The organism is Anaerostipes faecalis (genome assembly GCF_018982945.1).
GTDB classification, from domain to species: Bacteria; Bacillota; Clostridia; order Lachnospirales; family Lachnospiraceae; genus Anaerostipes; species Anaerostipes faecalis.
Window position 1 is genome coordinate 101,659 of the sequence record NZ_JABRXE010000001.1, and the last position, 26,583, is coordinate 128,241.

General features: G+C 36.8%; 23 protein-coding genes and 1 pseudogene. 19 read left to right on the forward strand and 5 right to left on the reverse strand.

Features of this window, described 5'->3' with window-relative positions; translation table 11 throughout:
- Nucleotides 1-9: 9 nt before the first annotated feature.
- From KTB61_RS00500 to KTB61_RS00530, 7 genes are all read left to right on the forward strand, one after another.
- Complete coding sequence (locus KTB61_RS00500; protein WP_216696574.1) at nucleotides 10-3,360, forward strand: DEAD/DEAH box helicase family protein; 3,351 nt, start codon at nucleotides 10-12, stop codon at nucleotides 3,358-3,360.
- A 94-nt stretch (nucleotides 3,361-3,454) separates the two neighbouring features.
- Nucleotides 3,455-9,364, forward strand: coding sequence for a DUF4011 domain-containing protein (locus tag KTB61_RS00505; RefSeq protein ID WP_216696575.1), 5,910 nt, complete (start codon nucleotides 3,455-3,457; stop codon nucleotides 9,362-9,364).
- 2 nt (nucleotides 9,365-9,366) lie between these two features.
- The gene (locus KTB61_RS00510; RefSeq protein ID WP_158024876.1) at nucleotides 9,367-9,516 is read left to right on the forward strand and encodes a hypothetical protein; all 150 of its coding nucleotides are present in this window, start codon (nucleotides 9,367-9,369) and stop codon (nucleotides 9,514-9,516) included.
- Between the two features lie 15 nt (nucleotides 9,517-9,531).
- On the forward strand, nucleotides 9,532-9,870 hold the full coding sequence (locus tag KTB61_RS00515; RefSeq protein WP_075759209.1) for an MmcQ/YjbR family DNA-binding protein: 339 nt from the start codon (nucleotides 9,532-9,534) through the stop codon (nucleotides 9,868-9,870).
- Nucleotides 9,867-10,319: a YaiI/YqxD family protein gene (locus KTB61_RS00520; protein ID WP_216696576.1), complete on the forward strand. Its 453-nt coding sequence runs from the start codon at nucleotides 9,867-9,869 to the stop codon at nucleotides 10,317-10,319. The genes KTB61_RS00515 and KTB61_RS00520 overlap by 4 nt, the downstream gene beginning before the upstream one ends.
- A 132-nt stretch (nucleotides 10,320-10,451) precedes the next feature.
- Entirely contained in the window at nucleotides 10,452-11,288 is an 837-nt protein-coding gene (locus KTB61_RS00525; protein WP_075759207.1) for an AIM24 family protein, read from the forward strand.
- Nucleotides 11,289-11,314: 26 nt separating this feature from the next.
- On the forward strand, nucleotides 11,315-11,500 hold the full coding sequence (locus tag KTB61_RS00530; RefSeq protein ID WP_075759206.1) for a DUF6440 family protein: 186 nt from the start codon (nucleotides 11,315-11,317) through the stop codon (nucleotides 11,498-11,500).
- Nucleotides 11,501-11,650: 150 nt separating this feature from the next.
- Here KTB61_RS00530 and KTB61_RS00535 read toward each other — a convergent pair whose 3' ends face one another.
- A complete protein-coding gene (locus KTB61_RS00535; protein ID WP_075759205.1) occupies nucleotides 11,651-12,166 on the reverse strand; it encodes a helix-turn-helix domain-containing protein in 516 nt (171 codons plus the stop codon).
- Nucleotides 12,167-12,309: 143 nt separating this feature from the next.
- Here KTB61_RS00535 and KTB61_RS13110 point away from each other — a divergent pair, with 143 nt between their 5' ends.
- From KTB61_RS13110 to KTB61_RS00565, 6 genes and pseudogenes are all read left to right on the forward strand, one after another.
- Nucleotides 12,310-12,435 (forward strand): hypothetical protein, encoded by a 126-nt coding sequence (locus KTB61_RS13110; protein WP_269145764.1) that lies wholly within the window; start codon nucleotides 12,310-12,312, stop codon nucleotides 12,433-12,435.
- Nucleotides 12,436-12,449: 14 nt separating this feature from the next.
- Nucleotides 12,450-13,118: a 3'-5' exonuclease gene (locus KTB61_RS00540; protein WP_216696577.1), complete on the forward strand. Its 669-nt coding sequence runs from the start codon at nucleotides 12,450-12,452 to the stop codon at nucleotides 13,116-13,118.
- 252 nt (nucleotides 13,119-13,370) lie between these two features.
- Nucleotides 13,371-13,964 (forward strand): annotated as a pseudogene (locus KTB61_RS12960) (Abi family protein).
- A 337-nt stretch (nucleotides 13,965-14,301) separates the two neighbouring features.
- On the forward strand, nucleotides 14,302-14,499 hold the full coding sequence (locus KTB61_RS00555; RefSeq protein WP_216696579.1) for a hypothetical protein: 198 nt from the start codon (nucleotides 14,302-14,304) through the stop codon (nucleotides 14,497-14,499).
- 16 nt (nucleotides 14,500-14,515) lie between these two features.
- On the forward strand, nucleotides 14,516-15,409 hold the full coding sequence (locus KTB61_RS00560) for a Fic family protein (RefSeq protein WP_216696580.1): 894 nt from the start codon (nucleotides 14,516-14,518) through the stop codon (nucleotides 15,407-15,409).
- Nucleotides 15,410-15,430: 21 nt separating this feature from the next.
- The gene (locus KTB61_RS00565; protein WP_216696581.1) at nucleotides 15,431-15,682 is read left to right on the forward strand and encodes a hypothetical protein; all 252 of its coding nucleotides are present in this window, start codon (nucleotides 15,431-15,433) and stop codon (nucleotides 15,680-15,682) included.
- 39 nt (nucleotides 15,683-15,721) lie between these two features.
- On the opposite strand, the gene KTB61_RS00570 is transcribed toward KTB61_RS00565, so the two are convergent.
- Together KTB61_RS00570 and KTB61_RS00575 are read right to left on the reverse strand one after the other, a co-directional pair.
- Nucleotides 15,722-15,994, reverse strand: a complete 273-nt coding sequence (locus KTB61_RS00570; RefSeq protein ID WP_230973556.1) for a hypothetical protein — start codon at nucleotides 15,992-15,994, stop codon at nucleotides 15,722-15,724.
- Entirely contained in the window at nucleotides 15,991-16,275 is a 285-nt protein-coding gene (locus KTB61_RS00575) for a transposase (RefSeq protein WP_216696582.1), read from the reverse strand. The genes KTB61_RS00570 and KTB61_RS00575 overlap by 4 nt, the downstream gene beginning before the upstream one ends.
- Nucleotides 16,276-16,411: 136 nt before the next feature.
- Here KTB61_RS00575 and KTB61_RS00580 point away from each other — a divergent pair, with 136 nt between their 5' ends.
- Together KTB61_RS00580 and KTB61_RS00585 are read left to right on the forward strand one after the other, a co-directional pair.
- Nucleotides 16,412-17,287, forward strand: a complete 876-nt coding sequence (locus tag KTB61_RS00580; RefSeq protein WP_216696583.1) for a hypothetical protein — start codon at nucleotides 16,412-16,414, stop codon at nucleotides 17,285-17,287.
- A gap of 186 nt (nucleotides 17,288-17,473) precedes the next feature.
- A complete protein-coding gene (locus KTB61_RS00585) occupies nucleotides 17,474-17,935 on the forward strand; it encodes a low molecular weight protein-tyrosine-phosphatase (protein ID WP_269145765.1) in 462 nt (153 codons plus the stop codon).
- 52 nt (nucleotides 17,936-17,987) lie between these two features.
- Here KTB61_RS00585 and KTB61_RS00590 read toward each other — a convergent pair whose 3' ends face one another.
- Together KTB61_RS00590 and KTB61_RS00595 are read right to left on the reverse strand one after the other, a co-directional pair.
- On the reverse strand, nucleotides 17,988-18,740 hold the full coding sequence (locus KTB61_RS00590; protein ID WP_216696584.1) for a TIGR03915 family putative DNA repair protein: 753 nt from the start codon (nucleotides 18,738-18,740) through the stop codon (nucleotides 17,988-17,990).
- 14 nt (nucleotides 18,741-18,754) lie between these two features.
- A complete protein-coding gene (locus tag KTB61_RS00595) occupies nucleotides 18,755-20,227 on the reverse strand; it encodes a putative DNA modification/repair radical SAM protein (RefSeq protein ID WP_216696585.1) in 1,473 nt (490 codons plus the stop codon).
- Nucleotides 20,228-20,600: 373 nt separating this feature from the next.
- On the opposite strand from KTB61_RS00595, the gene KTB61_RS00600 reads away from it, so the two are divergent.
- The 4 genes from KTB61_RS00600 to lacG are packed head-to-tail and all read left to right on the forward strand — an operon-like array spanning nucleotide 20,601 to nucleotide 26,581.
- On the forward strand, nucleotides 20,601-23,183 hold the full coding sequence (locus KTB61_RS00600) for a PRD domain-containing protein (protein WP_216696586.1): 2,583 nt from the start codon (nucleotides 20,601-20,603) through the stop codon (nucleotides 23,181-23,183).
- 18 nt (nucleotides 23,184-23,201) lie between these two features.
- Nucleotides 23,202-23,510: a PTS lactose/cellobiose transporter subunit IIA gene (locus KTB61_RS00605; RefSeq protein WP_075759186.1), complete on the forward strand. Its 309-nt coding sequence runs from the start codon at nucleotides 23,202-23,204 to the stop codon at nucleotides 23,508-23,510.
- 18 nt (nucleotides 23,511-23,528) lie between these two features.
- Nucleotides 23,529-25,178, forward strand: a complete 1,650-nt coding sequence (locus KTB61_RS00610; protein ID WP_216696587.1) for a PTS lactose transporter subunit IIBC — start codon at nucleotides 23,529-23,531, stop codon at nucleotides 25,176-25,178.
- 2 nt (nucleotides 25,179-25,180) lie between these two features.
- Nucleotides 25,181-26,581: a 6-phospho-beta-galactosidase gene (gene lacG, locus KTB61_RS00615; protein WP_216696588.1), complete on the forward strand. Its 1,401-nt coding sequence runs from the start codon at nucleotides 25,181-25,183 to the stop codon at nucleotides 26,579-26,581.
- Nucleotides 26,582-26,583 lie beyond the last annotated feature (2 nt).

The window sequence follows — 26,583 nt, forward strand, 5'->3', positions numbered from 1 at the left end:
GAGGTTCTTATGATAACCAACTTTGATTATTTGAAAAATGAAGAGAAATTTTCAGCATTTGCAGATGTCGCAATTTCTGCAGAAAAGATTGTTTTGATAGACCCTGAGGCTTGTGTCATTAACTGCCGCAGGGCGATGGAGTTTGCTGTGAAATGGATGTATTCTGTTGAAAAACAGTTGGATATGCCATACCAGGACAATCTTCAGAGTCTGATGAATGCTGAAGATTTCAGAGATATTGTCGGATACGATATTTGGAAACGAATGGATTACATTCGAAGATGTGGAAATAATGTTGCACACAATAATAGAAAGTTAGGTAGAGCGGAAGCAATGCTCTGTCTGGAGAATTTATCTATTTTCATTGATTTTATTGCATGCTGTTATTCGTTGAGTTATGTAGAGCATATTTTTGATAAGCAATTAATCGAAGATAGGATTAGCAAAGCGAAACAATTGAAAAAAGAGGCTGCTGATACGAAGGAAAGCTTATTGAAAAAGATCAGTGAGCTTGAGAAAAAAGATCTGGATTTACAATCTTTAATAAAAGAAAATGCAGTGCTAAAAGAGGAACTTTCAGCTAGAAGAGAGGAACAGCAGGAGTCATATGTTCCAAAGCCTCTTGATTTATCGGAGTATAAAACAAGAAAATTATATATTGATTCCATGCTTCAGGATACAGGGTGGACAGAAGGTAAAGACTGGATAAATGAATATGAGATTCCAGAAATGCCAAACAAGTCAGAAGTTGGTTTTGCAGACTATGTTTTACTGGGAGATGATGGACGAATATTGGCTGTCATTGAAGCGAAGCGTACCTGTGTAGATGTCTCTAAAGGTCGTCAGCAAGCAAAACTTTATGCGGATCTTATTGAAGAAAAACAGAAAAGAAGACCGGTAGTATTCTTGACGAATGGCTTTGAGACCAGAATTATCGACAATCAATATCCAGAACGAAAAGTATCGGTCGTATATTCTAAGCGAGATCTTGAAAAACTGTTTAATCTTCAAACAATGAAATCGAGTTTAAAATACATTACAGTAGATAAGAATATTGCGGGTAGATATTATCAGGAAGGCGCGATTAAGGCTGTATGTGATAGTTTCGGCACAAAAAATCGTCGAAAAGCACTTCTGGTTATGGCTACAGGATCTGGAAAAACAAGAACGGTCATTGCACTGTGCAAGGTATTGCTAGAACAGGGATGGATTAAAAATATCCTCTTCCTGGCTGACCGTAATTCTCTTGTGACACAGGCAAAACGAAACTTTGTAAATCTTTTGCCTGATTTATCTGTAACCAATCTCTGCGAAGAGAAAGATAACTATACAGCGCATGGAGTATTTTCCACATATCAGACCATGATGAATTGTATAGATTCTGTTCATGATGAAAATGGAAAGTTGTTTACATGTGGACATTTTGATCTGGTAATTTGTGATGAAGCACATAGATCCATTTACAACAAGTATAAGGATATCTTCAGCTATTTTGATGCACCATTAGTTGGTTTGACAGCAACACCAAAGGATGAGATTGATAAAAACACATACGAGATTTTTGAACTGGAAAATGGTGTTCCAACATACGGATACGAACTTGCACAGGCTGTAAAGGATGGATATCTTGTTGATTTTATGTCTGTGGAAACCACTCTGAAATTTATTGATCAGGGTATTGTTTATGATGAATTATCTGAGGAAGAAAAAAAAGAATACGAAAATAAATTTATAGATGAAAATGGTGAGTTACCAGAAAGTATCAAGTCTTCTTCATTAAACGATTGGGTGTTTAATGAGGATACCATCAAAGAAGTACTGCATATCTTCATGACAAATGGAATTAAAGTTGATTATGGCAATAAGATCGGAAAGAGTATTATATTTGCGAAAAACCATGATCATGCTGAAAAGATATATGAAGTGTTTGGTAAAGAGTATCCACATCTGGTTGGTTATGCAAAGGTTATTGATAACTATTTGAATTATGCTCAGAGTGCTATTGATGAATTTTCTGATCCAAAGAAGATGCCGCAGATTGCTATTTCTGTTGATATGCTTGATACTGGTGTCGATGTTCCGGAAGTAGTGAATCTTGTGTTTTTCAAAAAAGTAATGAGTAAAGCCAAGTTCTGGCAGATGATCGGAAGAGGAACACGTTTGTGTCCGGGATTACTGGATGGTGAAGACAAGGAGAAGTTCTACATTTTCGATTTCTGTGGAAACTTTGAATTCTTCCGCATGAATAAAGGACGTCCAACAGCAAATATGATTGCGTTACAGGGAGCAATTTTCCAGCTTGAATTTGAAATTGCTTATAAATTGCAGGATATCGCGTATCAGACGGAGCGACTGATAGCTTATCGTAATGCTTTGGTTGAGCATATGGCGTCAAAAGTGAAAGAACTGAATCGAGAAAATTTTGCCGTTCGTCAGCATTTAAAATATGTTGATACCTACGCGAACGAAAAGAATTATACTGCCTTGACCTATGAGGATACATTGGTTGTAAGAGAAGAACTTTCACCACTCATTGAACCTGAGAATGATGAAGCAACAGCATTGCGTTTTGATGCGCTGATGTATGGTATCGAATTGGCGTATTTGATTGGGAAGAAGTATTCTCGTGGTATGCATGACCTGATTTCAAAGGTATCTGCACTTTCCAGTGTTGCTAATATTCCGGAAATCATGGTTCAGGCAGATCTGATTAATCAGATTCTTCATACGGATTACCTTGACAATGCTGGAATCAACGAATTTGAGCATATTAGGGAGAATCTTCGAGATTTGATGAAGTATATTCCTAAGGGTCCGAAGATTATCTATGATACAAACTTTGATGATGAGATCTTATCGATGGACTGGAACGAATCAGAGTTGGAAAATGATGATCTGAAGAATTATAAGGCAAAAGCAGAATATTATGTACGTCAGCATCAGGACAATGAAGCAATTGCAAAGCTTAAGAGTAACAAGCCACTAACATCTGCGGACATTAAGATTCTGGAAAAAATTCTGTGGAGCGAAATTGGAACAAAGCAGGATTATGAAGCAGAGTATGGCGAGAAACCTCTAGGAGAATTTGTTCGAGAAATCGTGGGCCTGGATATGACTGCCGCGAAGGAGGCTTTTGCAGAATTTCTGGACGAGACGAATCTGGACAGCAGACAGATATATTTTGTGAACCAGATTGTGGAATTCATTGTACATAATGGCATGATGAAAGACCTATCTGTTTTGCAGGAAACTCCATTTACAGATCAGGGAAGTATTGTTGAAGTATTTACGGATCTATCTGTGTGGATGGGAATCAGAAGAGTAATAGAGCAGGTTAATGCGAATGCACTGGCGGTGTAGGATAAATGGATAATATTACAAATGAACTTATGATATTAATTGCAACAAAGACAATATAAATGATTAGGTACTGTCAAATGTGGAGGGACTCAGCATGCCTTTAGAATTGGACCAAAAAGTTGAAATATGGAAGAATAAGCTGTTGGATTTGGGGAAACGCAACAGACTTATAAATTACAGAGAAACAAAAAGATCTACTCTTACAATCAAAAATCCGGGGATCTTTGACCTTTGGGATAGTATTGTAGAGAAAAATGACTCTCTGATATTTCCTATGTACTTTGAAAATCAAGAAGACGAAATAGAAAGTGAAACAGATGAAGAAGATATAATTGATGAAGAAGAAATGGTACTCACATCTGGAGTGCAGACCAATCAGACTGTAAAAGAACTTCAGAAAACTCTTAGAAATCTACGAAACAAAGCCAAAATGGCAATCGAAGAACAAGGTATCAATATTTTATATCTAGGTTTTGGTTTTTTGAAATGGACAGAGGCTGATTATAGTAGGAATCAGATTGTTTCACCTCTTATTCTTGTTCCAGTTAGTCTTACAGTGGAATCAATTGCAGATCCATTTGTATTACAGATGACAGATGATGAAATTGTTGTGAACCCAGCATTGAAATATAAGTTGGAAAGCGATTTTGGTATTTCTCTTCCAGAATACGATGATGAATCAGGTTTACAAAGCTTTTTAGATGCTTCAAATAAAGCTATTAAAAACAATAATTGGACAATATCAGAAGATGTAGGCCTTAGTCTGTTTTCTTTCTTGAAGATTAATATGTATAGTGATCTTAATAGAAATAAAGATGATATTGTTTCAAACGAAATTGTACGTGCGATTGCAGGGGATCATACAGCGGTTCAGCATATACCGGAAGATCTTAACGATTTTGATTTTGATAAAATGCAGAGGCCTATTGATGTATTTCAGGTAGTCGATGCTGATTCGAGTCAGCAGGAAGCCATTCTGTGTGCAAAAAAGGGTATAAGCTTCGTGCTTCAGGGGCCACCTGGAACAGGAAAGAGTCAAACCATTACTAATATTATTGCCGAGTGTTTAGCCGATGGAAAGAAAATCCTTTTTGTATCAGAGAAGATGGCTGCACTTGATGTTGTACACAAAAGATTAACAGCTGCTGGTCTGGATGATTTTTGTCTTGTTTTGCACAGCCATAAGGCAAATAAAAAAGCTGTCCTGGAACAGTTGCGTGCGTCTTTAAATCTTGCAAAAAACAAGGCTCAGTTAAGCGATGATGCCATTATGAAACTGGAGGCTTTATATCAAGATAAAGAAAAATTGAATGATTATGCGGAGCAGATTTTTGCGAATGTGGCGCCGTTAAATATGACTATTTATCAGGTTAATGGTATCCTTGCCAGCATTGACGATTATCCAGAAGTTATTTTCAGTATTTCTGATGTCAGGAATACCTCGTTTGAAAAGTATAATAGATATCTTTATGTGCTGACTGATTTTAAGAATACTATTGGAAAAATGTCGGAGGATTTTGATAGCAATCCTTGGCGTGGATCTGTGGTTCAATTTGTTTCAAATGAGTTAAGACATGATGTAAATGCACGGTTCCCTAAGTTGGAAGGCAAATTAAGACAAGTTGCTTCAACAACTGATGAAATGTTTGTGGACGTTTCGTTAAACTATGATTGTACATATGCACGTTTACAGGATGCAAAGAAGTTGTTTGCGGTGGCAAAGAATTCTCCATTAATTCCATATAGTTGGATAACCGAAGATGATATTCAGCCATTCATGGAAGAAGTTGAGTTATTTGAAGCTGAATCAAGAGTATATGAGGATAAAGTTAAAGACCTTCAAAATATGTATTTCCAGGTAAATAATCAAGGCATTTGTTCTCTGAAAAAACGTTGCATGTGCGATCTTAATAGTGTGGATAGTATTGAAGGTGAACAGAAAATTCTTGAAAAATGTATTAAGAGTGTAGAAATTCTTTCTAGAATAGCACATGAGGAACAATTTGTTTTATTACAAAGAGAGCGAAGTGTTGCAGAGGATCAAGCAAAACAGATACGTTCGATAAAAGCAAGACTTGAAAATTTGTTTACTGCTGATATTTTCACTTTTGATTATAAGCAGGTACTTTCAGGTTATTTGGAGTCGTATTTTGAATTATTGCATGATGTTCAAAGAAATAACCGAATAAGTTTTAGTGCTTCTTCGCAACCTTTTGTAATTCTGCCGAAAAACTGGTTATTGGAAGATCTTGACACTCTGTATGATTGTGCACAAGAATGCTACGGAAAGCAAACAGCCTTTAATAAGGCAAAAGATACGTTAAAGAAGATAGCAGAAATCCTTTTAACTAATGGAGAGTATACAATTTCGGATGTTGATCAATTAGTTTCATATAAAGCCATAATCTCTGAACTTGAATGTTTACAGCGTCATATATCTGAGCATTCGGAAATGTCTAGGATTGATACTGGAAATCTAATTGATTCGTGCAAAAGGGAAATCGCTATTGCGGCAAAAAAAGCGGAAGAAATACAAGCATTAAAAACTAATGTGCTTAAAAATTATGATGGAAGCGTGTTCGACATTGATTTTGAGGGCATGTTGGCAAGATTTAAGACAGAATACACATCTTTCTTTAAAATCTTTAAAGGTAGTTATCGTGCGGATCAGAAACAGATGAAACTACTGTACAAAAGCACATCATCTAAGCTGGAAGATGATGAAATTGTTGCAGTGCTTTCAACGATAAAAGAAATAGCTCAGATTCGTACGGATATTGACAATGAATGTAAGAATATTGTTTCCGTATTTGGCGAAAAATTCAGATATGAAGACACAGATTTTTCGGCAATGCAACATGTACTGAATATGTACGTGGAAATGAAAAATGCTGTTGCTGCTGTAAGTGAAATGCATACTATTATTGAGCAGCTTCTTCCAGATGATGAAAACATGATTGGTAAATATGGCCTTTTATATAGGGGGCTTGATACTTCATGGGGAGATGTCATTAAGGTTATTGAATGGTCTGCAAAGAGCAGAGAAAAGTTACTAAAGGACGGTGTACTCCTTCGCAAATATTATAAGAATGTAGCGGTTGATATAACTGCAGAAAATGTATTTTTAGCGCTTCAAACATTGGAGGAAGTAGATCATGAGAAAGGAAAATGCAATAGCCTGCTTTCGAGATTTATGGCTGTGATGGACGGTGTATTTGCTTATGAGGATACAGATTTTAAGCAAGTCGATGCTTACTTAACTACTTATAGTGCCATCATTAAGAGTAAAGATATTCTGAATGTCCTGGAAAGTATGATACGCATTTTGGTTTCTAAAGAAACAGTATTAAAATCACATTATGACTTCCTTTATGACGGAATGGCTACATCCTGGAATGAGGTTCGTAGTGCCCTTACATGGGCCGTACATTTTAAAGAAGTAATAGCACTGTATTCACCAAATGGAAAATTTATTGAAAGAATATGCTCTGATAAAAATGTGATAGAAAACTGCGGAAAATACGAAACACAAATTGATCAGATGCTTCAAGATATAAGCTATGAGTTCAAGTGGTTTATAAGTCTTTTTGATGAATCAGAGACATATGAGACGGTGAATCTTCATACGCTTTCGGAAAGAATCAAGCGTTGTTGTAATGGATTATTTTTGCTTGAAGAATGGATAGATTTTGTCAACGCACGAAAGAATTGTACAGAAGAGGGCTTAGGAGAATATATTCAAAAATTTGAGGAGCAGAAGTTTAAACCATACCAGATTCTTCCGATTTTCCAGAAGCGATTCTTCAGGCTATGGCTTGATGCAGTACTTCCGGAATACCCTGCAATCTTGAACTTTAGACGATTAAACCAGGAAAACACGATTCGTGAATTTTCAGAATTGGATAAGCTACAGTTTGAAATTGCAAAGGCACGTGTTAAGAGTAAACTGATAAATAATCTTCCGTTACTTGATAAGTTCACAAGTGGAATGGACGAAATGGGTATTCTTAAGCGAGAACTCAGCAAACAAAGAAAAATTATGCCTATTCGTAAGCTGTTCCGTCAGATTCCTAATCTGCTGATGGTTTTGAAACCATGTTTGATGATGTCACCGTTGTCTGTTAGTCTTTTCCTTGAAGCCGATACTTATCAGTTTGACATAGTAATTTTTGACGAAGCATCTCAGGTGTGTACAGAGAATGCAATTGGTGCTATTGCTCGAGGCAAACAAGTTATTATTGCCGGTGATAGTAAACAGCTTCCTCCGACAAGTTTTTTCACAACATCGACATCAGATACAGATGATTTTGATACAGATGATGAAGATGATGATACGACAGCATACGAATCAATTTTGGACGAAGCAAATCTCCTTCCGGAAAGAACGCTTTTGTGGCATTATCGTAGTCGTCATGAGCACCTGATTGCTTTTTCAAATGCAAAAATATATCATCACAACCTAATTACATTCCCTTCGAATGTTGATAAGGTTCCTGATAATGGTGTTGAATATGTGTATGTTAGAGAAGGATTCTATGATCGCGGTGGTAAGAAAGGAAATGTTCCTGAGGCAAAGCGAGTTGCTGCAATGGTATTTGAACATTTTAATAAATTTCCAAATCGCTCGTTAGGAGTAATTGCATTTGGCGAGGTTCAGCAGCAAGCAATTGAGTTGGCGATTCGAGATCTGCGTATGAAGAACCAACAATATGAGACCTTCTTTAACGAAGAGAAAGAAGAAGCGTTTTTTGTAAAGAACCTCGAAAATGTTCAGGGTGATGAGAGAGATACTATTATTTTTAGTGTTGGATATGCAAAGGATAACCAGGGCATTTTACGCATGAATTTTGGACCTCTGAGTAAGTCTGGTGGTGAAAGAAGACTAAATGTAGCTATTACAAGAGCAAAATACAATATTAAATTAGTGGGGTCTATTTTGCCTACAGATATTGATATAGATCGTATCTCTGCGGAAGGACCGAAACTCTTAAGGGCGTATATTGATTTTGCGATTAACGGAATCAGTTCATTGGAACGAGAAATTACTGAAAGCGATATTACACAGCATGACTCGCCGTTTGAAAAAGCTGTATACGATTTTCTTGATCGTAGGGGATATAAATTGGCAACGCAGGTGGGATGTTCAGGTTACCGTATTGATATGGCAGTCAAGCATCCAACGATCAGTGGTCAATATGTTCTTGGAATTGAATGTGATGGTGCAACTTATCATTCGGCAAAAACGGCTCGAGAGCGTGATCGTCTAAGACAGGACGTTCTGGAGAATATGGGATGGAAAATTTATCGTATTTGGTCTACCGATTGGATTAAAGATTCAATTACAGAAGGCGAGCGTTTGATAGAAGTGATAGAACAAGCTATTGCGGATTATGGTGTTGAGGAGCCAAGTATTATCCAACAGGAATCCACAGCCGAAGAATTTGTTTCATTCGAAGAAAAGGTAATAAGTATTGAAGACATGGAAAATCCATATGGATTAGCTGAGGAGAAAGAAGTATCCTTCAATCAACTATCTCAAAGAAACGGATACCTATCCGGTACGGATTGTGTAATGGAGATCGTGAATACATTATATCCTGTTCACTATGATTTGATTTGTCAGCAAATGGCACCGCTATACGGTAATGTGAAAGCAACCGTAAAAGTTAAAAGAGAAGTGGATTACTGTTTGAGACAGCTTGGAAGAAAGGTTATCAATAAAGGCGATTTCTATTATCCTGAAGGCTATACCAAAATAGTGCCAAGAAAGAATACTAGGAAGATTAACCACGTTTCAATTGATGAATTAGCCGAGGCTATGTATATTGTTTTGACCAAGAGTGTTGGTCTGACAAAGGAGCAATTATGTGTGGAATGCGCTCGTGCATACAATTACCAGAGAATGACTCCAAATATTACAGCGGCTGTTAATAGTGCATTTGACATGCTGTTAGTCCAAAATAGAGTGGAGATTATTGAAGGTAAGGTGAACGTACCCAAATAATAATGTTTTACTTGGAAGGTGCAAAAGAAATGCTTCTGGTAGATGATGTGGATAATAGAGACTTCTTAGAAAGTTTGTTAACCAAGATGTATGCAATTTATAGTACCAGGTACTATAAACTCGATGCTCCGATCCGGGGAGAGGAAGGTTAAAGAAAAGAGGAAACTATGCAGACAAGGCAGGAGATCATACAATTTTGCCATTCATTTCAAGATGTATATGAAGATTATCCTTTTCATGATGAGAATTGGTGTGTTATGCGTCATAAGGAAAATAAGAAGACATTTGCGCTTATCTATGATAAAGATGGACATATTTGGATCAATGTGAAATGTGATCCGGAATGGAGAGAATTCTGGAGAAATGCTTTTGAATCTGTTGTTCCGGCTTATCACATGAACAAAACACACTGGAATTCTATTATCCTAGATGGCTGTGTTCCGGATAAAGATATCCAGCGTATGATTGGGGAAAGTTATGATCTGACGAAAGGAAAGAAAAGATGAGGATATTAGTAGATGCGGATGCCTGCCCGGTGGTGTTCATCGTAGAAAAAACAGCAAAGAAATATGAGATTTCAGTTATTCTCTTATGTGATACAAACCATGTTTTATATTCGGATTACAGTGAAGTGATCACAGTGGGAGACGGTGCAGATGCAGTAGATTTTAAACTGGTCAGTTTATGCCAGAAAGGTGATATTGTTGTAACACAGGATTATGGTGTGGCTGCAATGATTCTGGGAAAAGGTGCTTATGGCATTCATCAGAGCGGTAAATGGTATACAAATGAGAATATCGATCAGATACTGATGGAACGTCATCTAGCAAAGAAAGTCAGAAATGCAAAGAAAAAGCATCATTTGAAAGGTCCGGCAAAACGGACGGAGGAAGATGATAAAAGGTTTGAGGTATCGTTGGAGAAATTAATAGAAAAGAGGATTTCTCAAAAATAGTGGAATACAGGATTCTATTTCCACATATGAATTGTATATTTTTTTGGATATAGAAGATATAATTTCCCTATAGAACAGATGGGTTTCTATTTGAATTTTTAGATGGAAGGTAAAAGAGAGGAGAAAACGATTATGCGAATTGTAAATCTTGAAAATGAAAACAGAAAATTTATTAAGACAGTGGACAATTTCCATGTATTGGAATATGTACAGGATGCCAGTGTATCTCCCATGAATGCAATCGATGAGTATTATATGAGTAAGATGAATGTCAGAAGAAGACAGGTTGTCATTGATATTAGCAAAGATTATTCGGCAGTTATTCAGGCAGGTTCTATGCAATGGATGGGAGGAAGTGTTCAGGCAACATCCGGTGTAAAAGGAATCGGAGATCTTTTTGGAAAAGCATTAAAAGGTGCTGTTACCAAAGAATCTGCTGTGAAACCGGAATATGTTGGAGAAGGATGCCTAGTACTGGAGCCTACATACAAATATATTATCCTTCAGGATGTATCGAAATGGGGAGCAGTTGGTATGACCATTGAAGATGGAATGTTCCTTGCCTGTGATGCCCGCGTGAAAAGAAATGTCATTGCCAGGAAAAATGTTTCTTCCGCTGTATTAGGTGGAGAAGGGCTGTTCAATATGAGTCTTCAGGGAACCGGTGTGGTTGCGCTGGAATGTAATGTTCCGGAGAATGAACTGATTGAGGTCGAACTGGAAAATGATGAGCTTAAAATTGATGGAAATCTGGCAGTATGCTGGTCATCCAACCTTGATTTTACTGTTGAAAGGACGACAAAGACACTGGTAGGATCCGCAGTCAGTGGAGAAGGCCTTGTAAATGTATATCGTGGAACAGGAAGAGTTCTGATGAGTCCGGTTGCACCGACTTCTTCTCTGTTTGAATCGACAAATACGATAAGTGCAAAAGCCGCAGCGAAAAACAGCAACACATTAGGAAAGTAAATCAAGATTTATAGGAGAATTGAAATATGGCAAAAAAAGAAGAACGATTTGAGGTTGTCTTTGTTGACGGTTCTCAGTTAAAAGATGCGGGTGTTCGTCAGATTTTAGTAGATCATGAGACTGGTGTGAACTATTTGATTTGGAAATCGGGATATGCAGGTGGGATTACTCCATTACTTGACTCTGAGGGAAAAGTTGTAATTACCAAATAATTTCTGGATTAAAGAACTCATAAACTCAGAATCCAAGAATCGTAGAGTTGAGGGAATCCTCAGACAACTATAAAATGATTCATACTCTTTTACAGGGTATTAGAATGGGCAGTGTTTTACGGGATTTCCGTAAACTACTGCCCTCTTCTGCTATTTCAGTTTTTCTTTTTCAGCATTTAATAGTTCAATATTAATATTATTTTCACTGGCGGTTTTATCCACCCACAAATTTAGTGAATCAATGGCTAGAGATACTTCATCCAGTTTTTTGCTGATAAACGCAAAGTCTTTGATTTCATCATCTGAAATTTTTCCATCCCGTGCAATCTGAATCAGGCGGCTGGTCAATGGATTGATTTCATTTAGGCTGGCGATCGTTTCCAGAATAATATTGGATAATTCGGATATCTCAACTTCTGGAACGTAACGGTCACCGATGGTACATTTGTGGGAACAGTAGTAATTGCAAAGATCCGGTCTTTTATAACAGTCGGCCATCTGGATGATGTCGTAAGGTGTCGGCTCCTGCAACTCATATTCGATTTTTTCAATTCTTGAGGCAGATACACCTACCATATTTTCACTTGCTCTTTCACGGGTGAGCCCCTGGGCTTCCCGGCACAGCTGATATATATTTTTGTTCTCTCTCGTTGATTGTTTACCCATTAATAATTCTCCCTCATTTCTCAAAACTGGAGAAATACACGTGTCTAAGTCTTCTCCTCCAACGTGTATTTCTGAATACAAAATTATTATACTGAAAACATAGAAAAACAGCAAGGATAAGGAAGAGCAAATGAGGTGTGGGGATGGATGTAGTAAAAAGAATGCAGTTGATCAGAATCATTGAAAAAATGGAAAAGAACCCGGAATTCAGTGAAAATCTGGGAATTCGGAATAAGTCAGCATTGAAACCAGTGAAGGAACGAAAGTAGAAGGAGAAATGGTTATGAAGCACATTGTAATTGATTTGGAAATGAATGCACTGAACAAGAAGTTTAAAGATGAAAAGATAATCTGCGGAAGAGAGATTATCCAAATAGGTGCTGTTTTGTTAGATGACCAATATCAGGAAATCGGATATTTTAATACGCTGGTGAAACCTAAATATAATGAGCGGATTGAAAGAAAGTTTGAGAAATTAACCGGTATTTCGACAAAGATGGTGCAGAACGCTCCTGTTTTTGCAGAAGCAATGGAACAGTTCTTTTCCTGGTGTCACAGCATTAAAGATGAGATTCATATTTACCAGTGGAGCGAATCTGACTATGAACAGATTACAAAGGAAATAGAATTAAAAAGAATCTGTCTGAATGAAGAAGATACAAAATTACTACAGGATTTTCAGGACTTTCAGAAAGAATATGGAGAAACACTTGGTCTATCTAAAGCAGTATCCTTGAAAGATGCAGTAATGTATGCAGGAGTAGATTTTTCAGGGAAAGAGCATGATGCTTTAGATGATGCGAAAAATACAGCTGCTTTATTGAGAATTGTTAGAATTCCGGAGCTCTGCAAAATGGCACTGGAAAATGTAATCGAGGCATTTAATACAAAGCCAATAGGAACATCACTTGGCGATTTATTTCATTTTGATGAGCTGAGTATACCAGTATAAGGGAGGAAGAAAAATGTTGTCACTGTTATTTGCAATTTGCATGAAATAGTGGGAGCTTGTATTCTTTTTTGAAAAAGGAATCTTGACGGCCGCAATAAAAGTTGTATAATGATAGTAACAGAACCCACCACGCCTCTGATTTTTCATGCGCAACCCGGTGGGACTTTTTCATTTATGGGGTGTTTTATATATCAATATCCGAAACAAATATTAACAATAGCACAGCAGGTACAATCTTATATTGATGCAGGAATGGTAATTACTTCTCGTGCGGACGTAGAAAAGGCATTAAAGTCAGTTGGATTTTATCGTTTGCGTGGATACTTGTTCCAATTATATGATAATGCTACAAAGAAGTATGTTCCGGGAACAAAGTTTGAAGATATTTTAAAATTGTATCAATTTGATCAGGAATTATCTGCTTTGATTTTTTCAATGATTTCCAAGATTGAAGTGGCTTTGAGAGTACGATTAGTGGAAGCGTTGCTTATACACGGAGAACCACTTGTTTTGCAGGATTCATCGATTTTTAAAGAGAAAAAACTGTATTGGTAGAATATGTCTACCGTAGCGTCAGAAATTGCTCGCTCTAATGATGTGTTTATCAAACATAATTTTGACAATCATGATGGAGAGGTGCCTGTATGGGCAGCTGTTGAAGTGCTTTCATTTGGTACGCTATCGAAAATAATTAAGAATTTGAAAACAGGTACTGGAAGTTCGTATTCTATATTAGCGGCTAATTACCAATATAAATCGAAAAAAAGAAATTTGGTAAATCCATCACAGAAAATGCTTGCTTCATGGATACTTCCGGCGGATTGGAAAGCACATCTAAGTGTATAAATGCAGCAGAGCTGCATAAAATAATAAAGCAGACCTAACCAAGCATTGTTATGCTCAAACCGGTTAGGCTTTCGGCGGAGTGTTACGATAAGCACTTCGCCATTTTTATTTTGATAGAAAATAAATTGAATTTAAATTTAGTATATCTGGAACATTTATTGTAATCGCCAAATAGCGATTATGAAGAAATGGTGTTGAATGAATTGATCTGTGTATAAACAAGAGCTGGATTCCAGTGTTTGAGGAATCCAGCCCTTTAAAATTAGTTTAAGAATTTATAGTACCAGGTACCATAAACTCGTTATGACAGGAGTCGGAGAGAGTTGCCTGGCGGCTTTTGGCGGCTGAAATGCGGCAAATCGGGGCAGGAAAGGCAGAAGACAACTACGATTTTACTACTACTGAGGAAAGAACAGTGAAAAATGTGAAAGTTTTGATCCGGACTTGTCCGCTTTGTTCTATTGTTCCGATAAACACTAAATATTATTCCGATAACGTTGCTATTATTCCGATAATGGGATATATTATTAATTAAGCGAGGTGAAATACTTATGTATATGTCAGTGAAACAAGCGGCAGAGAAATGGGGAATTTCAGATAGAAGAGTACGAATTTTATGCTCAGAAGGAAAAATTCCGGGAGTTATCCGTGAGGGGCGTAGTTGGAAGATTCCGGAAGAGGCAAAGAAACCGGAGGATGGTCGATATAGGTCTGCAGAAAGTCTGTTAGAGATGATTGACCGAAAGAAAGCAGAATTGGATACCAGGCGACCATTGACAGAAGGAGAGGTTGAGCGTCTTACAGAAGACTTTGTGGTGGAGTATACCTATAATTCCAATGCTATTGAAGGTAATACGCTAACCTTGAGGGAAACAGATATGGTGCTGCGTGGTCTCACGATTGATCAAAAACCTCTCAAAGACCATATGGAGGCGGTCGGACATAAAGAAGCTTTTTATTTTGTACGGGATCTGGTAAAGGAGCAAGTGCCATTATCGGAGAGTGTGATAAAACAGATTCATTATCTGGTACTGGCGGATAAAAAAGATGACCGTGGGGTTTACAGAAGAGTTCCAGTAAGAATTATGGGGGCAAAACATGAACCAGTACAGCCTTATCTTATTCAACCTAAGATGGAGCAGTTGCTGGAAGCTTATAGAAACAGCACCGAGCATATCATTCCCAGACTTGCACGGTTCCATATTGAATTTGAAGGCATTCATCCGTTTATAGATGGTAATGGTCGTACGGGGCGGTTGCTTGTAAATCTGGAACTGATGAAAGCAGGATATCCGCCGATTGATATTAAATTTACAGATCGGGTTGCTTATTACAATGCTTTTGATGAATATCATGTAAATCATAATCTGAATACAATGGAAAAGTTGTTTGCTGGGTATGTGAATACAAGGTTAGACAGCTATCTGGCAATGTTGGAAGAATGAAAATATTGTGGAGGTGTGGGGATGTTTGTTTCAGAATATTTTGGTTTGGACGATGAATTAGATAAAATGGGGGTATTTGATTGTGTCCTGAATAATGACAGTAGATTTTTTATTAATCTTATGCGTTTGAAGGTATCTGCTGTTCCCGAATTCAAAGGTGCGTATAAGCGAATAAATGATTACTTTAGTGAAATAGCCACGCTTCTTAATGCCTCTGACTCAAAAGAGGACAAACTTTACAAAACAGCATTTTGGTCCTATGTCAAGATTTAGTACAAGTTAAAATGAGGTTTTCCTCATCTTAACTTGCCATCAGCAATCCGCCTTTCTGGATTCTACGATACAGTTCTTTGGTAATCTTTGGGGCCCGTAATTCTGTTTTGATTCATCATAAATATCCTTGATTTTGGCTTTTACCGCTTCACGACGCTGTTCAGCGTTTAAAGGAACATGTTTTAGCCATGCACGGTAACCAGAACGGGAAACGCCGAGATATTTCAATATTCCGGAGACAGAAACCCGGCGTCCAGCCTTATGGGCAGTTTCTGCCTTCTCAGTAACTTCGAGATCAATGGCTTCCGTCATTTTCCCAGAATGTTGATTGCTTTTTTTAATACATCAAGAGCGTCCTGTGCATCACGAAGTTCACGTTTTAATCGTGCGATTTCTTTTGCTTCATCAGAAGCATAATTACCGGAACCACGGCATTCAATATCACCTGTCTCACGTAGCTCCTTCTGCCAACGTGATAATGTCTGCTGACTGATTCCTAAATTTGATGCACAGTCCTGCAGTCCTAAGTCTCTGTGATCATGATAATACTGGACTGCATCCAGTTTAAATTGTTTGTCATAGTGCTTTGCCATAATGAGATCCTCCTTCAGTGCGGTACTTACATTGTACCATGAATTAATAGATTTAGAATGCTCATTTTGACTTGTACTATTTATATTCTAGCACCAATGAAAGATTAAAAGGCTGGAGTAATGGAGGTGTGAATTATTGAAAAAATCTTTGTATAGACAGGTAATGTTTGTGTTATTAATGATTTGTCTCATGCTACTTATAGCAATTGCAATTAAAATAGAGGTTTTTAAGGAACTTAGTACATGTGTTGTATTTAAAACGATAGTATCAATTATGAAGAATTCGTATGTCAGCAGCATCTTATGTAGTATTTTAGCGGTTTTGATTATTTATATTACTCAGGTTTATCATAGTAAAAAGATGCTGAAGAAGGATTTTAGATGTAATGAGATTATAGAAGATGTTTATGATGGAATAGAAATATATTGTAAGTTGAAGGACGAAATCCCTGAAAAAGTGGAAAGAATGCCGGATGAAGATGTGCTTGATAAGAGAAGAAGAGAGTCATTGATGTTTTATGAATTTTATAAAAAGAATAGTGGTGATGTGGATATAATCACCTTGAGTTTGTCTTATGAAAATAATGATCTTCTTATTGATTCAGTACAGTCTTGTTTTCTTATTAATCTAAATTTTAAGCTGCTTAGTATTGTGAATAATATAAAAAATAGATTGCCAAATTTGAGGAAAAATTATCCGGAAATCAAGGAATTATACAAAAAATATGAATTGGAGAAAAATGAAAAGGAACTAAACGATTTAGGAAATAGGTTATCTACTTATTTTATAGATTTGCGTTTTATGGCTATGTATTGGAATGAACTGTTAGATTATTTAGGTTATGATCCAACTTATATAAAAATGTTTATTAAAATTTATAATTCAAAATATGATACTATGGAAGATATCAAGCAATCTGCAGAAGTGCGTAATTTGAGAGCCAAAGAAGTTGATAAAGCAGTCAGAAAAGCTATATGGCAGTATAAGATAAAACACTTTTGGGATAAATAAAATCTTAGCGGTAGTAAAACACCCCGATTTTTACTACCATTTTACTACTACAGCCTGCCGTAACTTGCTCCATTTTGCCCTGTTTCGGCAAAACTGTGACAGAGAAACTGAAAATACACGAGAAAAATGATGCCGTATATCGGTGCAAATCGAGGCAAGATACGGCATTTTAGGAGGAATTATATTTTGATAAAAGTACTTTTTATCTGCCACGGCAACATCTGCCGTTCTACCATGGCTCAGTTTGTTTTCCAGGACATGGTGAATAAGCGTGGCTTACAAGATCAATTTTACATAAACTCAGCGGCAACCAGCAGAGAAGAAATAGGCAATCCACCACATTACGGAACCGTTCAGAAAATGCGGGAAGTTGGAATCCCTGTTTTAAAACATTATGCTGTGCAGATGACCAAACAAGATTATGAAGAATATGACTATCTGATCGGAATGGATCATTTTAATCTGAAAAATATGAAACGTATGGTTGGAAGTGATCCGGAAGGAAAAATCCACTTACTACTGGATTTTTCCAGACATCCGGGAAATATTGCAGATCCATGGTATACAGGAAATTTTGACGAAACTTATAGAGATGTAAAAGAGGGATGTCAGGCATTTTTAGAGTATGTATTAAAAAATAGAAAATAATATTTGTTTGGTATCAAAATATCGAAATAACTCTTTTATACAAAAAACAGATCTAACGAAATTCCGTCATGTGTTTTCGATACCACAGTGGCAGCATATTTCTCTGGCATTTTGGATTATAACGCTCTTTAATACCTATAGAATGGAAAAAACCTTTCCATAAGTCAACAAATGGGTCATCTGTCTCTTGGGACAGCTGGTCCATTTCTTTTTGCGAAAGGGCGGTCAGATAATATTCCTGATCTTTGGGATGTACTACCGCTGTGTAGCGATTATCATCGATGATCATCCAGTTTTCAGAAGGCATTCGATCAGCAAAATGAGGAGCAATGATTGTAAGAACATTGCTTTTAGGCTCAATATGGCTCACAAGAACATTTCCCTGCATGTTGGCAAAACGGATAAATTCCTTGTGATAATGAGCTTCATTTCCAACTTTACGGTTTAATTCAAACATTCTCATCACCACCGGTTCTCTAAGATAATCAGTGATTTTTGCTCCATAATGAAAACCTGCGACTAAAAATCTGTATATGGCATCCAACTTATCCGGTTGATCAGACATGGCTGCCCGATATACCATAAGGTAAGCTTTGAAAGAAATCTTTTTTTGTATGGAGTGAATGACACTGGTTGTTTTATCAGAGTCAGCATCAACGTGTCTGTATTCACAGAATAATTCAAGATTTCCTACAGGTTCTGTTAGCAGACGCACATTGGAGTGTCCCAGACGGGAAGCCCAGGCATCATAGATGCAGGTCATCATATCATCAAATTGGTCATGGCAAGTAAATATTGTTGTCATGAAAAACATCCTTTCTACATTTGTCCAAGTATGGATTTTCTGGAGTCTTCCACAGTCACCTCAGATTCAAAATGAAAATCATCAAAAAGAGAAAGCTGACGGAATGTCTGTGGATGGTCAATCTCCCAGCTTTGTCTGGCATCTTCGCCAATTAGCTGTCTTGTTATAAAATCCTCGTCGATGGAAATCCGATACATCATTTTCCCGTTACATGTAATAAAATATTTTGCTCGTTTTAAGACTACGCCTATTTTTTTCAGGTGGTCAAAGTCTAAATTTCCCTGACGCCGGGCTTTGATGATCCGATAAGCCGATTTTGTACCAATGCCAGGAACACGGAGAATATCTTCATAGCTGGCTCGATTGACCTCCACAGGAAAACGTTCCAGATGTCTGAGAGCCCAGTCACATTTTGGATCCAGCATAATGTTAAAATTTGGACGATCAATGGTCAGTAGTTCCTCTGCGTGGAATCCATAATAGCGAAGAAGCCAGTCTGCCTGATAAAGTCGATGTTCTCGAAGAAGTGGAGGAGCGGTTTCCAGGTCTGGCAGAGCAGAATCTTCATTCAAAGGAACATATGCAGAGAAAAAAACCCGTTTGAGATCATATTGCTGATATAGTTTCTGGGTGGTAGACAGTAACTGGAGATCGGTTTCTCCGGTTGCCCCTATGATCATCTGGGTACTTTGACCGGCGGGAACAAAAGGAGCCGGTTTTCCGGATGGAAGGAGTTTCCTGCCGGATGAAGAAATGAATCTGTGGGATTCCAACTGTTTTCTGGAAGAATCCTGAAAAATTGTATGCTTAAGGTAGCGGTTTCCGTAGGAACGTTCCATCTGGGGATCTTTACCTGCGGAAAGCCGATGTTCTGTAATGCCGTGCTGGATCTGGCGGATAGGTTCTATCAGTTTTCTGGGATTCTTATGGGGAGCCAGTTCTTTCAATCCCTCTATAGTTGGCAGTTCCAGGTTTACACTCATTCGATCCACGAGATAGCCGGTACTGGTAATCAGTTCTTCTGGTGCGCCGGGAATAGCTTTCACATGAATATAACCATTGAAGCGGTATTTGGTTCTTAATAGATAGACCGCCTGATACATTAATTCCATGGTATAAGTTGGACTTTTAACGATGCCGGAACTTAAGAATAGTCCTTCGATATAATTTCTGCGGTAAAATTCAATGACAAGGGTACAGATTTCTTCTGGAGTGAAGGTTGTCCTTATACGGTCATTGCTAGAACGATTCAGACAGTATTTGCAGTCGAAGATGCACTCGTTGCTAAGTAAAATTTTCAGCAATGATACACAACGGCCATCAGATGAAAAACTGTGACAAATGCCACAGGATTCGGTATTACCTAAAAATCCTTTCTTTCCTCTTCGATTAGAGCCGCTGGAGGTACATGCCACATCATATTTTGCTGCGTCGGCTAAAATATTCAGTTTTTCCTGCAAGGATAAATCCTGTGTCGTAATCTCCATGATCATTTCCTTTCTTCAAGAACGCCTCGGCGTTCTTGCTGCTAATCGAATCTATGTTCTAAAAATTGTAACATATTTTTCATAAAGATACAAGAAGTATCCGAACGTAAGTTCGCAAAAATTATAATTTTAAAAGTGGATTAGTGTATAATTGTTTTTTTGAATAAAGGAAATAACTATACACTTGTCAGATTCAACCATAAAATATACAATAAGTGTATAAAATAATAAAAAATCAGCAAAGAAAAATATACGCTATGAATTCAAATAGCCAGAGTGTATAAAAAAATCCGCCTTTTTTTCGTTTGAGAAGGTTAAGGAAAAAAAGTATAGTATAGGCAGCTGGTGAGAACAGCGTAGGATAGGAGTTGTTATGAAACAAAATAAAAAAGAAAAGGTATATGAATTTATTATGGAATATTCATCTGATTTAAAGCATGATGAGTATCCAAGATTCACCACAAACTTTTTATCCCAGAAATTGGACATGCAAAGAACAAACTTAAGTAGTATTTTAAATCAGCTGGTGAAAGAAGGAAAACTGATCAAGCATAATGGACGTCCGGTTTTGTATCAGTATGCTGATGAGAATACAGTACAGGGTGATTGTTTCAAAGATCTTATTGGATATGATCAATCTTTAAAAAAAGCTATAGCATCCATTAAGGCTGCAATTTTATATCCCAAAGGAAAATCAACCATCCTTTTAACTGCAGAAAGAGGAAGTGGGATTACATACTTTGCAGAAACCGCTTTTCAATTCGCTGTAAAATCCGGTGTGATAAAAAAAAGAGAATCAATGATGACATTTGATTGCAAGTCATTCAAGGAAAACAAAGAATATGTGATCAGAGTATTATTTGGAAGTGCACAGGAAGGGGGACTGCTCTCAAAATCAGAAAATGGTATGTTGCTGCTTGAAAATATACAATATTTGAATAGCTATGAGAGAAAACAAGTATTTTCTGAAAAAAATAGAGGGATTTTATTACTTAGTGTTGCGGCAGACCTGGAAGAGGAAGAATATGAGTCAATGAAAGAAAATGCAGATTTTGTAATAGAAATTCCATCATTGCAGAAACGAAAGATACAGGAAAGGTTTTTACTCCTTAAAAAGTTTTTCCATGAGGAAGCAAAAAGGATGAAGAGAAATCTGGAAGTAGATTCGAGTATTCTTCATGCATTACTTCTTTATGATGTGAAAGGAAATATCAGGGGACTGAAAAATGATGTGCATACAGGATGTGCAAACTGTTATGCAAGGTCTTATCAGAGCAGAAATCGCTTTATTGAAGTGCTGCTTTCTGATTTTCCCAACTATGTTCGAAAAGGCATTATTTATTACAGAGGGAAAAAAGAGGAAGTGGATGCTTTGATAACAAGTGATTGTAAATATGCTTTTACCGAGGATACGGTACTGAAAAATCAGAAAAATCAGGGAAACTTCAACATTTATCAATCAATAGATGCTCAAAAAAGGGAGTTGAAAGAACAACAAATAAGTGAGGAAGAGATCGACACCATTATTTCAACAAAATTAAGAGAAGGTTTTCAAAAGTACTATGATGAACTTTCCAGGAAAATCCAGGGCAGGGAACAGTTGAAGAAAGTAGTATCGGACAAACTGATACAACAGGTGGAAGCATTTCTGAATAATGTTCAACAGGAGTTGGAAACAGATTTTCAGGAAAAATTATTCTGTGCATTGTGTCTTCATGTAAATGCATGCCTGGTAAATGTTTCTGCCAAACAAAGGATATCCAATGAGGAAATTCAGCAGATTATAACGACTTATCCAAGGGAACATCAGCTTGCCAAGGATTTTGTCGGAAAAATTGAGCAGGAATTCCAGATTCATATGAATATTGATGAAATAATCTTCATTATGCTTTTCTTAATTCAAAGTGTGAAAAAAAAGCATAATAAGGTAGTTACTCTAATTGCGATGCATGGAAATAGCTCTGCCAGTTCTATTGCAGAAGTTATCAATGTTATGGCAAATGAGCGGACGACATATGCATATGATCTGTCACTGGAAAAAAATATCCATACTGCTTATGAAGAATTGAAAGAAAAGATGATGGAAATAAATCAGGGAAAAGGAATCATCTTGATTTATGACATGGGATCTATTCGGACAATGGGGGAATCTATTGCAAATGAAACAGGTATTTCCGTGAAATTTCTGGAAATGCCGATTACTCTCCTTGGCGTTGTTGGTAGCAATAAGGCGGCAGAAAAATACAGTCTGGATGAAATATTTGAGTATCTTCAGGAGAATTTTAAAAACTTTCAATATTTTAGAAAATCTGGTACAAAAGACATTTTGATCATATTATCAGACAAGCAGCAGGAGGCTGACGATGCGAAGGAATATATAACAGGCCATTTCAATCCTGAGAAAACAGATATTCATACGATAGTAACAGATGATATGAATTTTCTTTATAACGAGATTAACCGTATATCCGAAATGGGAAATATCATAGGGATTGTTGGAAGTTATGATCCAAATCTTGTTCAGTATCCTTTTGCAGAAATAAAAAACGTATATCATCAGAATGTTACTGCACTTGAGACATTATTTAGTAATCAGCAAGAGAAGGAAGATGGTGTTGAAGAGGCTTTTGATTATTTGAAAGAGCAGTTTCAGCAGATGGATATGGATAAAATGAGAAAATATTTATTGGAATTTATCGAGAGATTAGAATATACGATGAATATTTTTTTAGATGAGGACAAGAAAATAGGGCTGATCGTTCATATTGTATGTGTCATTGACAAGATTCAGAATCATCAGATGCCATCAGTGAATTTTATTGCTTCAGATATTATTAAGAAGCATGGAGAACTGGTTAGTGAAGTAAAAAAATTATTAGAACCTTTGGAACAAGAGTTTCAAATATATATTAATGAAATTGAAATTGCTACGATTGTTTCCATTATACAGAAATAGAAAAGAAAGAGGTAACTTATGAATAAAGAAGAATTAACAATGATAAGTTTTGAAATCGTATCATATTCAGGAGATGCACGCTCTAAACTTTTACTGGCATTGGAAAAAGCAAAAAATAAACAATTTGAAGAGTGTGATAAATTGATCGAACAGGCAAATCAATGTCTGAATGATGCCCATGATGCACAGATGGACGTTATGAAAGAAGAGGCAAATGGGGGAACTGTAAATATGGGATTTATTATGACACATGCACAGGATCATTTAATGACATCACTTTTGCTGAAGGACATCATAGGAACATTGATTGACGTTTATAGAGATTAAGATAAGAGGGGATAAGTTATGAATAAACTAATCAAATCAATAGAAAAATTAAAACCTTACTTTGATGCCGTAGCAAGAAACAGATACTTAAAAGCAATTAAGGATGGATTTATTTCTGCAATGCCAATCGTATTATTCTCAAGTATTTTTATGCTTTTGGCGTATGTACCAAATATTTTTGGATTATACTGGAGCAAAACAGTGGAAGCATTTTTAATGAAACCATATAACTATTCCATGGGATTATTGGGACTGGTTGTAGCAGGAACAACATGTTACCATTTGACCAAATCTTTTAACAGGGATATGCCGGTAGATAATCAGATCAATGCAATTTCTACTATGATGTGTTCCATGATCGGATTTATGGTCGTAGCAGTTGATTCTATCAAAGATGGCTTTGCATCCGGATATATGGGATCTAAGGGATTATTGACAGCATTTCTTGTGGCATTCTTTACAGCGAATATTTATAAAATATTTATCAAAAGAAATATTACCATTAAAATGCCGGAGGCAGTTCCGCCAAATATTTCTCAGACATTCAAAGATGTTATTCCGTTTGCAGCCTGTGTTGTTATTCTGACAGTGTTTGATTTCTTGTTCAGAAAACAGTTTGATATTTGTTTTGCTCAGGCAGTGATCCAGGTATTCCAGCCACTGTTTACAGCAGCTGATGGATATGTTGGACTTGCAATTATCTATGGAGCTATGGCGATGTTCTGGTTTGTTGGTATTCAGGGTCCGGCCATTGTAGAACCGGCAGTATCTGCAATCTACTATGTAAATATCGCAAACAATCTGCAGTTATATCAGGCAGGAAGTCATGCAACAAATATTTTAACACCAGGTGTGCAGCAGTTTGTAGCTACTCTTGGTGGTACTGGAGCAACTTTGGTCGTCACATTAATGTTTGCCTTCCTTGCAAAATCAAAAGAGTTAAAGGCAATTGGAAGAGCCTCTTCTGTTCCTGTTTTGTTTGGAGTTAATGAACCAATCCTGTTCGGAGCACCATTGATTTTAAATCCTGTTTTCTTTGTACCTTTTATTTTTACACCGATTTTAAATGTATGGTTGTTCAAGATTTTTGTTGATGTCATTGGAATGAACTCTTTCTTATATATTCTTCCATGGACAACTCCAGGTCCATTAGGATTATTCCTGGGATGTGGAATGGGAATTAAAGTATTGATTTTAGCAGTATTATTACTTGTACTTGACTTTGTTGTATATTATCCATTCTTTAAGGTTTACGATATCCAGAAATGTGAAGAAGAGAAAGAAAAAGGCATGGACGAAGTAAAAGAAGAGGAACATCAGATTGAAGTGGATGCAAATACATTAAAATCCAAGAGAATCCTTGTACTGTGTGCTGGTGGAGGAACTTCAGGATTATTAGCGAATGCTCTGAAAAAAGCTGCAAAAGAAAAAGGTATTCCATTGATTGCAGCCGCAGGGGCATATGGAGCACATACAGATATCATGCAGGACTATGATCTTGTTGTCTTAGCTCCGCAGGTGGCATCTTTTTATCAGGATCTGAAAAAAGATACCGATCGTTTGGGAATCAAATGTGTCGCATGTGAAGGTAAACAATATATTTCATTGACACGAGATCCGGAAGCAGCAATCAAATTTGTGTTTAAGATTTTGGAAGGAGAAGAATAATCATGAGATTACCAGAAGATTTTATCATGGGTGGAGCTACAGCAGCATATCAATGTGAAGGAGAATCCAAGACTCATGGAAAAGGAAGGGTTGCTTGGGATGATTATCTGGAGAAACAGGGCTGGTTCAGCCCTGATCCAGCCAGTGATTTTTATCATAAATATCCGGTAGATTTAGAACTTTGTAAGCAGTTTGGAATCAATGGAATCCGTATTTCCATTGCATGGTCCAGAATCTTCCCGACAGGGGAGGGAGAAATCAATCAGGAAGGAGTAGATTTCTATCACGCACTTTTCAAAAAATGCAAAGAAAATGGAGTTGAACCATTTATTACACTGCATCATTTTGATACTCCAAATGAATTGCACAAAAATGGAGATTTTCTGAATCCTCATACGATTGATTGCTTTGAAAAATATGCAAAGTTCTGTTTTGAAGAATATAAAGATGATGTCCGTTACTGGTTTACATTCAACGAGATCTGGCCGGTTTCTTCCGGACAGTATATTACAGGAACTTTTCCACCGGGAGAAAAATATGATGTTATAAAAGCAGTGGAATCTATGCATGGAATGATGATGGCTCATGCAAGAGCAGTCATCGCATTCAAAGAGGGTGGTTATAAAGGAAAGATAGGAATCATTCATTCTCTGGAAACCAAATATCCATTCGATGAAAAAAAACCGGGAGATGTTCTGGCAGCAGAAAGAGAAGATGCATTGACAAATCAGTTTTTATTAGATGCAACATTACTGGGATATTATTCAGCAAAAACAATAGAACATATCAATTTTATATATAATTTAGAAAATAAAGCATTTACACCAAAAGTCTCTGATATGGAACTTTTGAAGAAAGCTGCATCTAAGAATGATTACCTTGGAATCAACTATTATCAGAGTCATTTTGTACAGCAATATGATGGAGAAAACCAAATTCATCATAATGGTACTGGAGCAAAAGGAACATCTGTATATCGATTAAAGGGAATCAGTGAGCATATGTTCAAAGATGGAATTGATCGAACAGATTGGGATTGGCTAATTTATCCGGAAGGCCTGTACGACATGATTATTCGAATCAAAAATCAGTATCCAAATTATAAGGCAATCTATATTACAGAAAATGGAATGGGATATAAAGACGATTTTGAAAATGGAACAGTCGATGATGCTCCGCGAATCGATTATATCAAACGTCATTTACAATGGATTGCCAAGGCAATTGACGAAGGAGCAAATGTGAAAGGATATTTTGTATGGTCTTTAATGGATATGTTCTCATGGTCTAATGGATATAACAAACGTTATGGTCTGTTCTACGTGGATTTTGAAACCCAGGAACGTTATCCGAAAAAATCTGCATATTGGTATAAAAAAGTTAGTGAAACAAAAGAGGTATAGAT

What these genes read in the sequence shown, in the direction of transcription:
- KTB61_RS00505 (WP_216696575.1), top strand. Translation starts at nt 3,455, where the DNA reads ATGCCTTTAGAATTGGACCAAAAAGTTGAAATATGGAAGAATAAGCTG.
- KTB61_RS00600 (WP_216696586.1), top strand. Translation starts at nt 20,601, where the DNA reads ATGAAACAAAATAAAAAAGAAAAGGTATATGAATTTATTATGGAATAT.
- lacG (WP_216696588.1), top strand. Translation starts at nt 25,181, where the DNA reads ATGAGATTACCAGAAGATTTTATCATGGGTGGAGCTACAGCAGCATAT.
- KTB61_RS00525 (WP_075759207.1), top strand. Translation starts at nt 10,452, where the DNA reads ATGCGAATTGTAAATCTTGAAAATGAAAACAGAAAATTTATTAAGACA.
- KTB61_RS00575 (WP_216696582.1), bottom strand. Translation starts at nt 16,275, where the DNA reads ATGGCAAAGCACTATGACAAACAATTTAAACTGGATGCAGTCCAGTAT.
- KTB61_RS00570 (WP_230973556.1), bottom strand. Translation starts at nt 15,994, where the DNA reads ATGACGGAAGCCATTGATCTCGAAGTTACTGAGAAGGCAGAAACTGCC.
- KTB61_RS00565 (WP_216696581.1), top strand. Translation starts at nt 15,431, where the DNA reads ATGTTTGTTTCAGAATATTTTGGTTTGGACGATGAATTAGATAAAATG.
- KTB61_RS00515 (WP_075759209.1), top strand. Translation starts at nt 9,532, where the DNA reads ATGCAGACAAGGCAGGAGATCATACAATTTTGCCATTCATTTCAAGAT.
- KTB61_RS13110 (WP_269145764.1), top strand. Translation starts at nt 12,310, where the DNA reads ATGGATGTAGTAAAAAGAATGCAGTTGATCAGAATCATTGAAAAAATG.
- KTB61_RS00560 (WP_216696580.1), top strand. Translation starts at nt 14,516, where the DNA reads ATGTATATGTCAGTGAAACAAGCGGCAGAGAAATGGGGAATTTCAGAT.
- KTB61_RS00595 (WP_216696585.1), bottom strand. Translation starts at nt 20,227, where the DNA reads ATGGAGATTACGACACAGGATTTATCCTTGCAGGAAAAACTGAATATT.
- KTB61_RS00540 (WP_216696577.1), top strand. Translation starts at nt 12,450, where the DNA reads ATGAAGCACATTGTAATTGATTTGGAAATGAATGCACTGAACAAGAAG.
- KTB61_RS00510 (WP_158024876.1), top strand. Translation starts at nt 9,367, where the DNA reads ATGTTTTACTTGGAAGGTGCAAAAGAAATGCTTCTGGTAGATGATGTG.
- KTB61_RS00610 (WP_216696587.1), top strand. Translation starts at nt 23,529, where the DNA reads ATGAATAAACTAATCAAATCAATAGAAAAATTAAAACCTTACTTTGAT.
- KTB61_RS00535 (WP_075759205.1), bottom strand. Translation starts at nt 12,166, where the DNA reads ATGGGTAAACAATCAACGAGAGAGAACAAAAATATATATCAGCTGTGC.
- KTB61_RS00520 (WP_216696576.1), top strand. Translation starts at nt 9,867, where the DNA reads ATGAGGATATTAGTAGATGCGGATGCCTGCCCGGTGGTGTTCATCGTA.
- KTB61_RS00530 (WP_075759206.1), top strand. Translation starts at nt 11,315, where the DNA reads ATGGCAAAAAAAGAAGAACGATTTGAGGTTGTCTTTGTTGACGGTTCT.
- KTB61_RS00500 (WP_216696574.1), top strand. Translation starts at nt 10, where the DNA reads ATGATAACCAACTTTGATTATTTGAAAAATGAAGAGAAATTTTCAGCA.
- KTB61_RS00605 (WP_075759186.1), top strand. Translation starts at nt 23,202, where the DNA reads ATGAATAAAGAAGAATTAACAATGATAAGTTTTGAAATCGTATCATAT.
- KTB61_RS00590 (WP_216696584.1), bottom strand. Translation starts at nt 18,740, where the DNA reads ATGACAACAATATTTACTTGCCATGACCAATTTGATGATATGATGACC.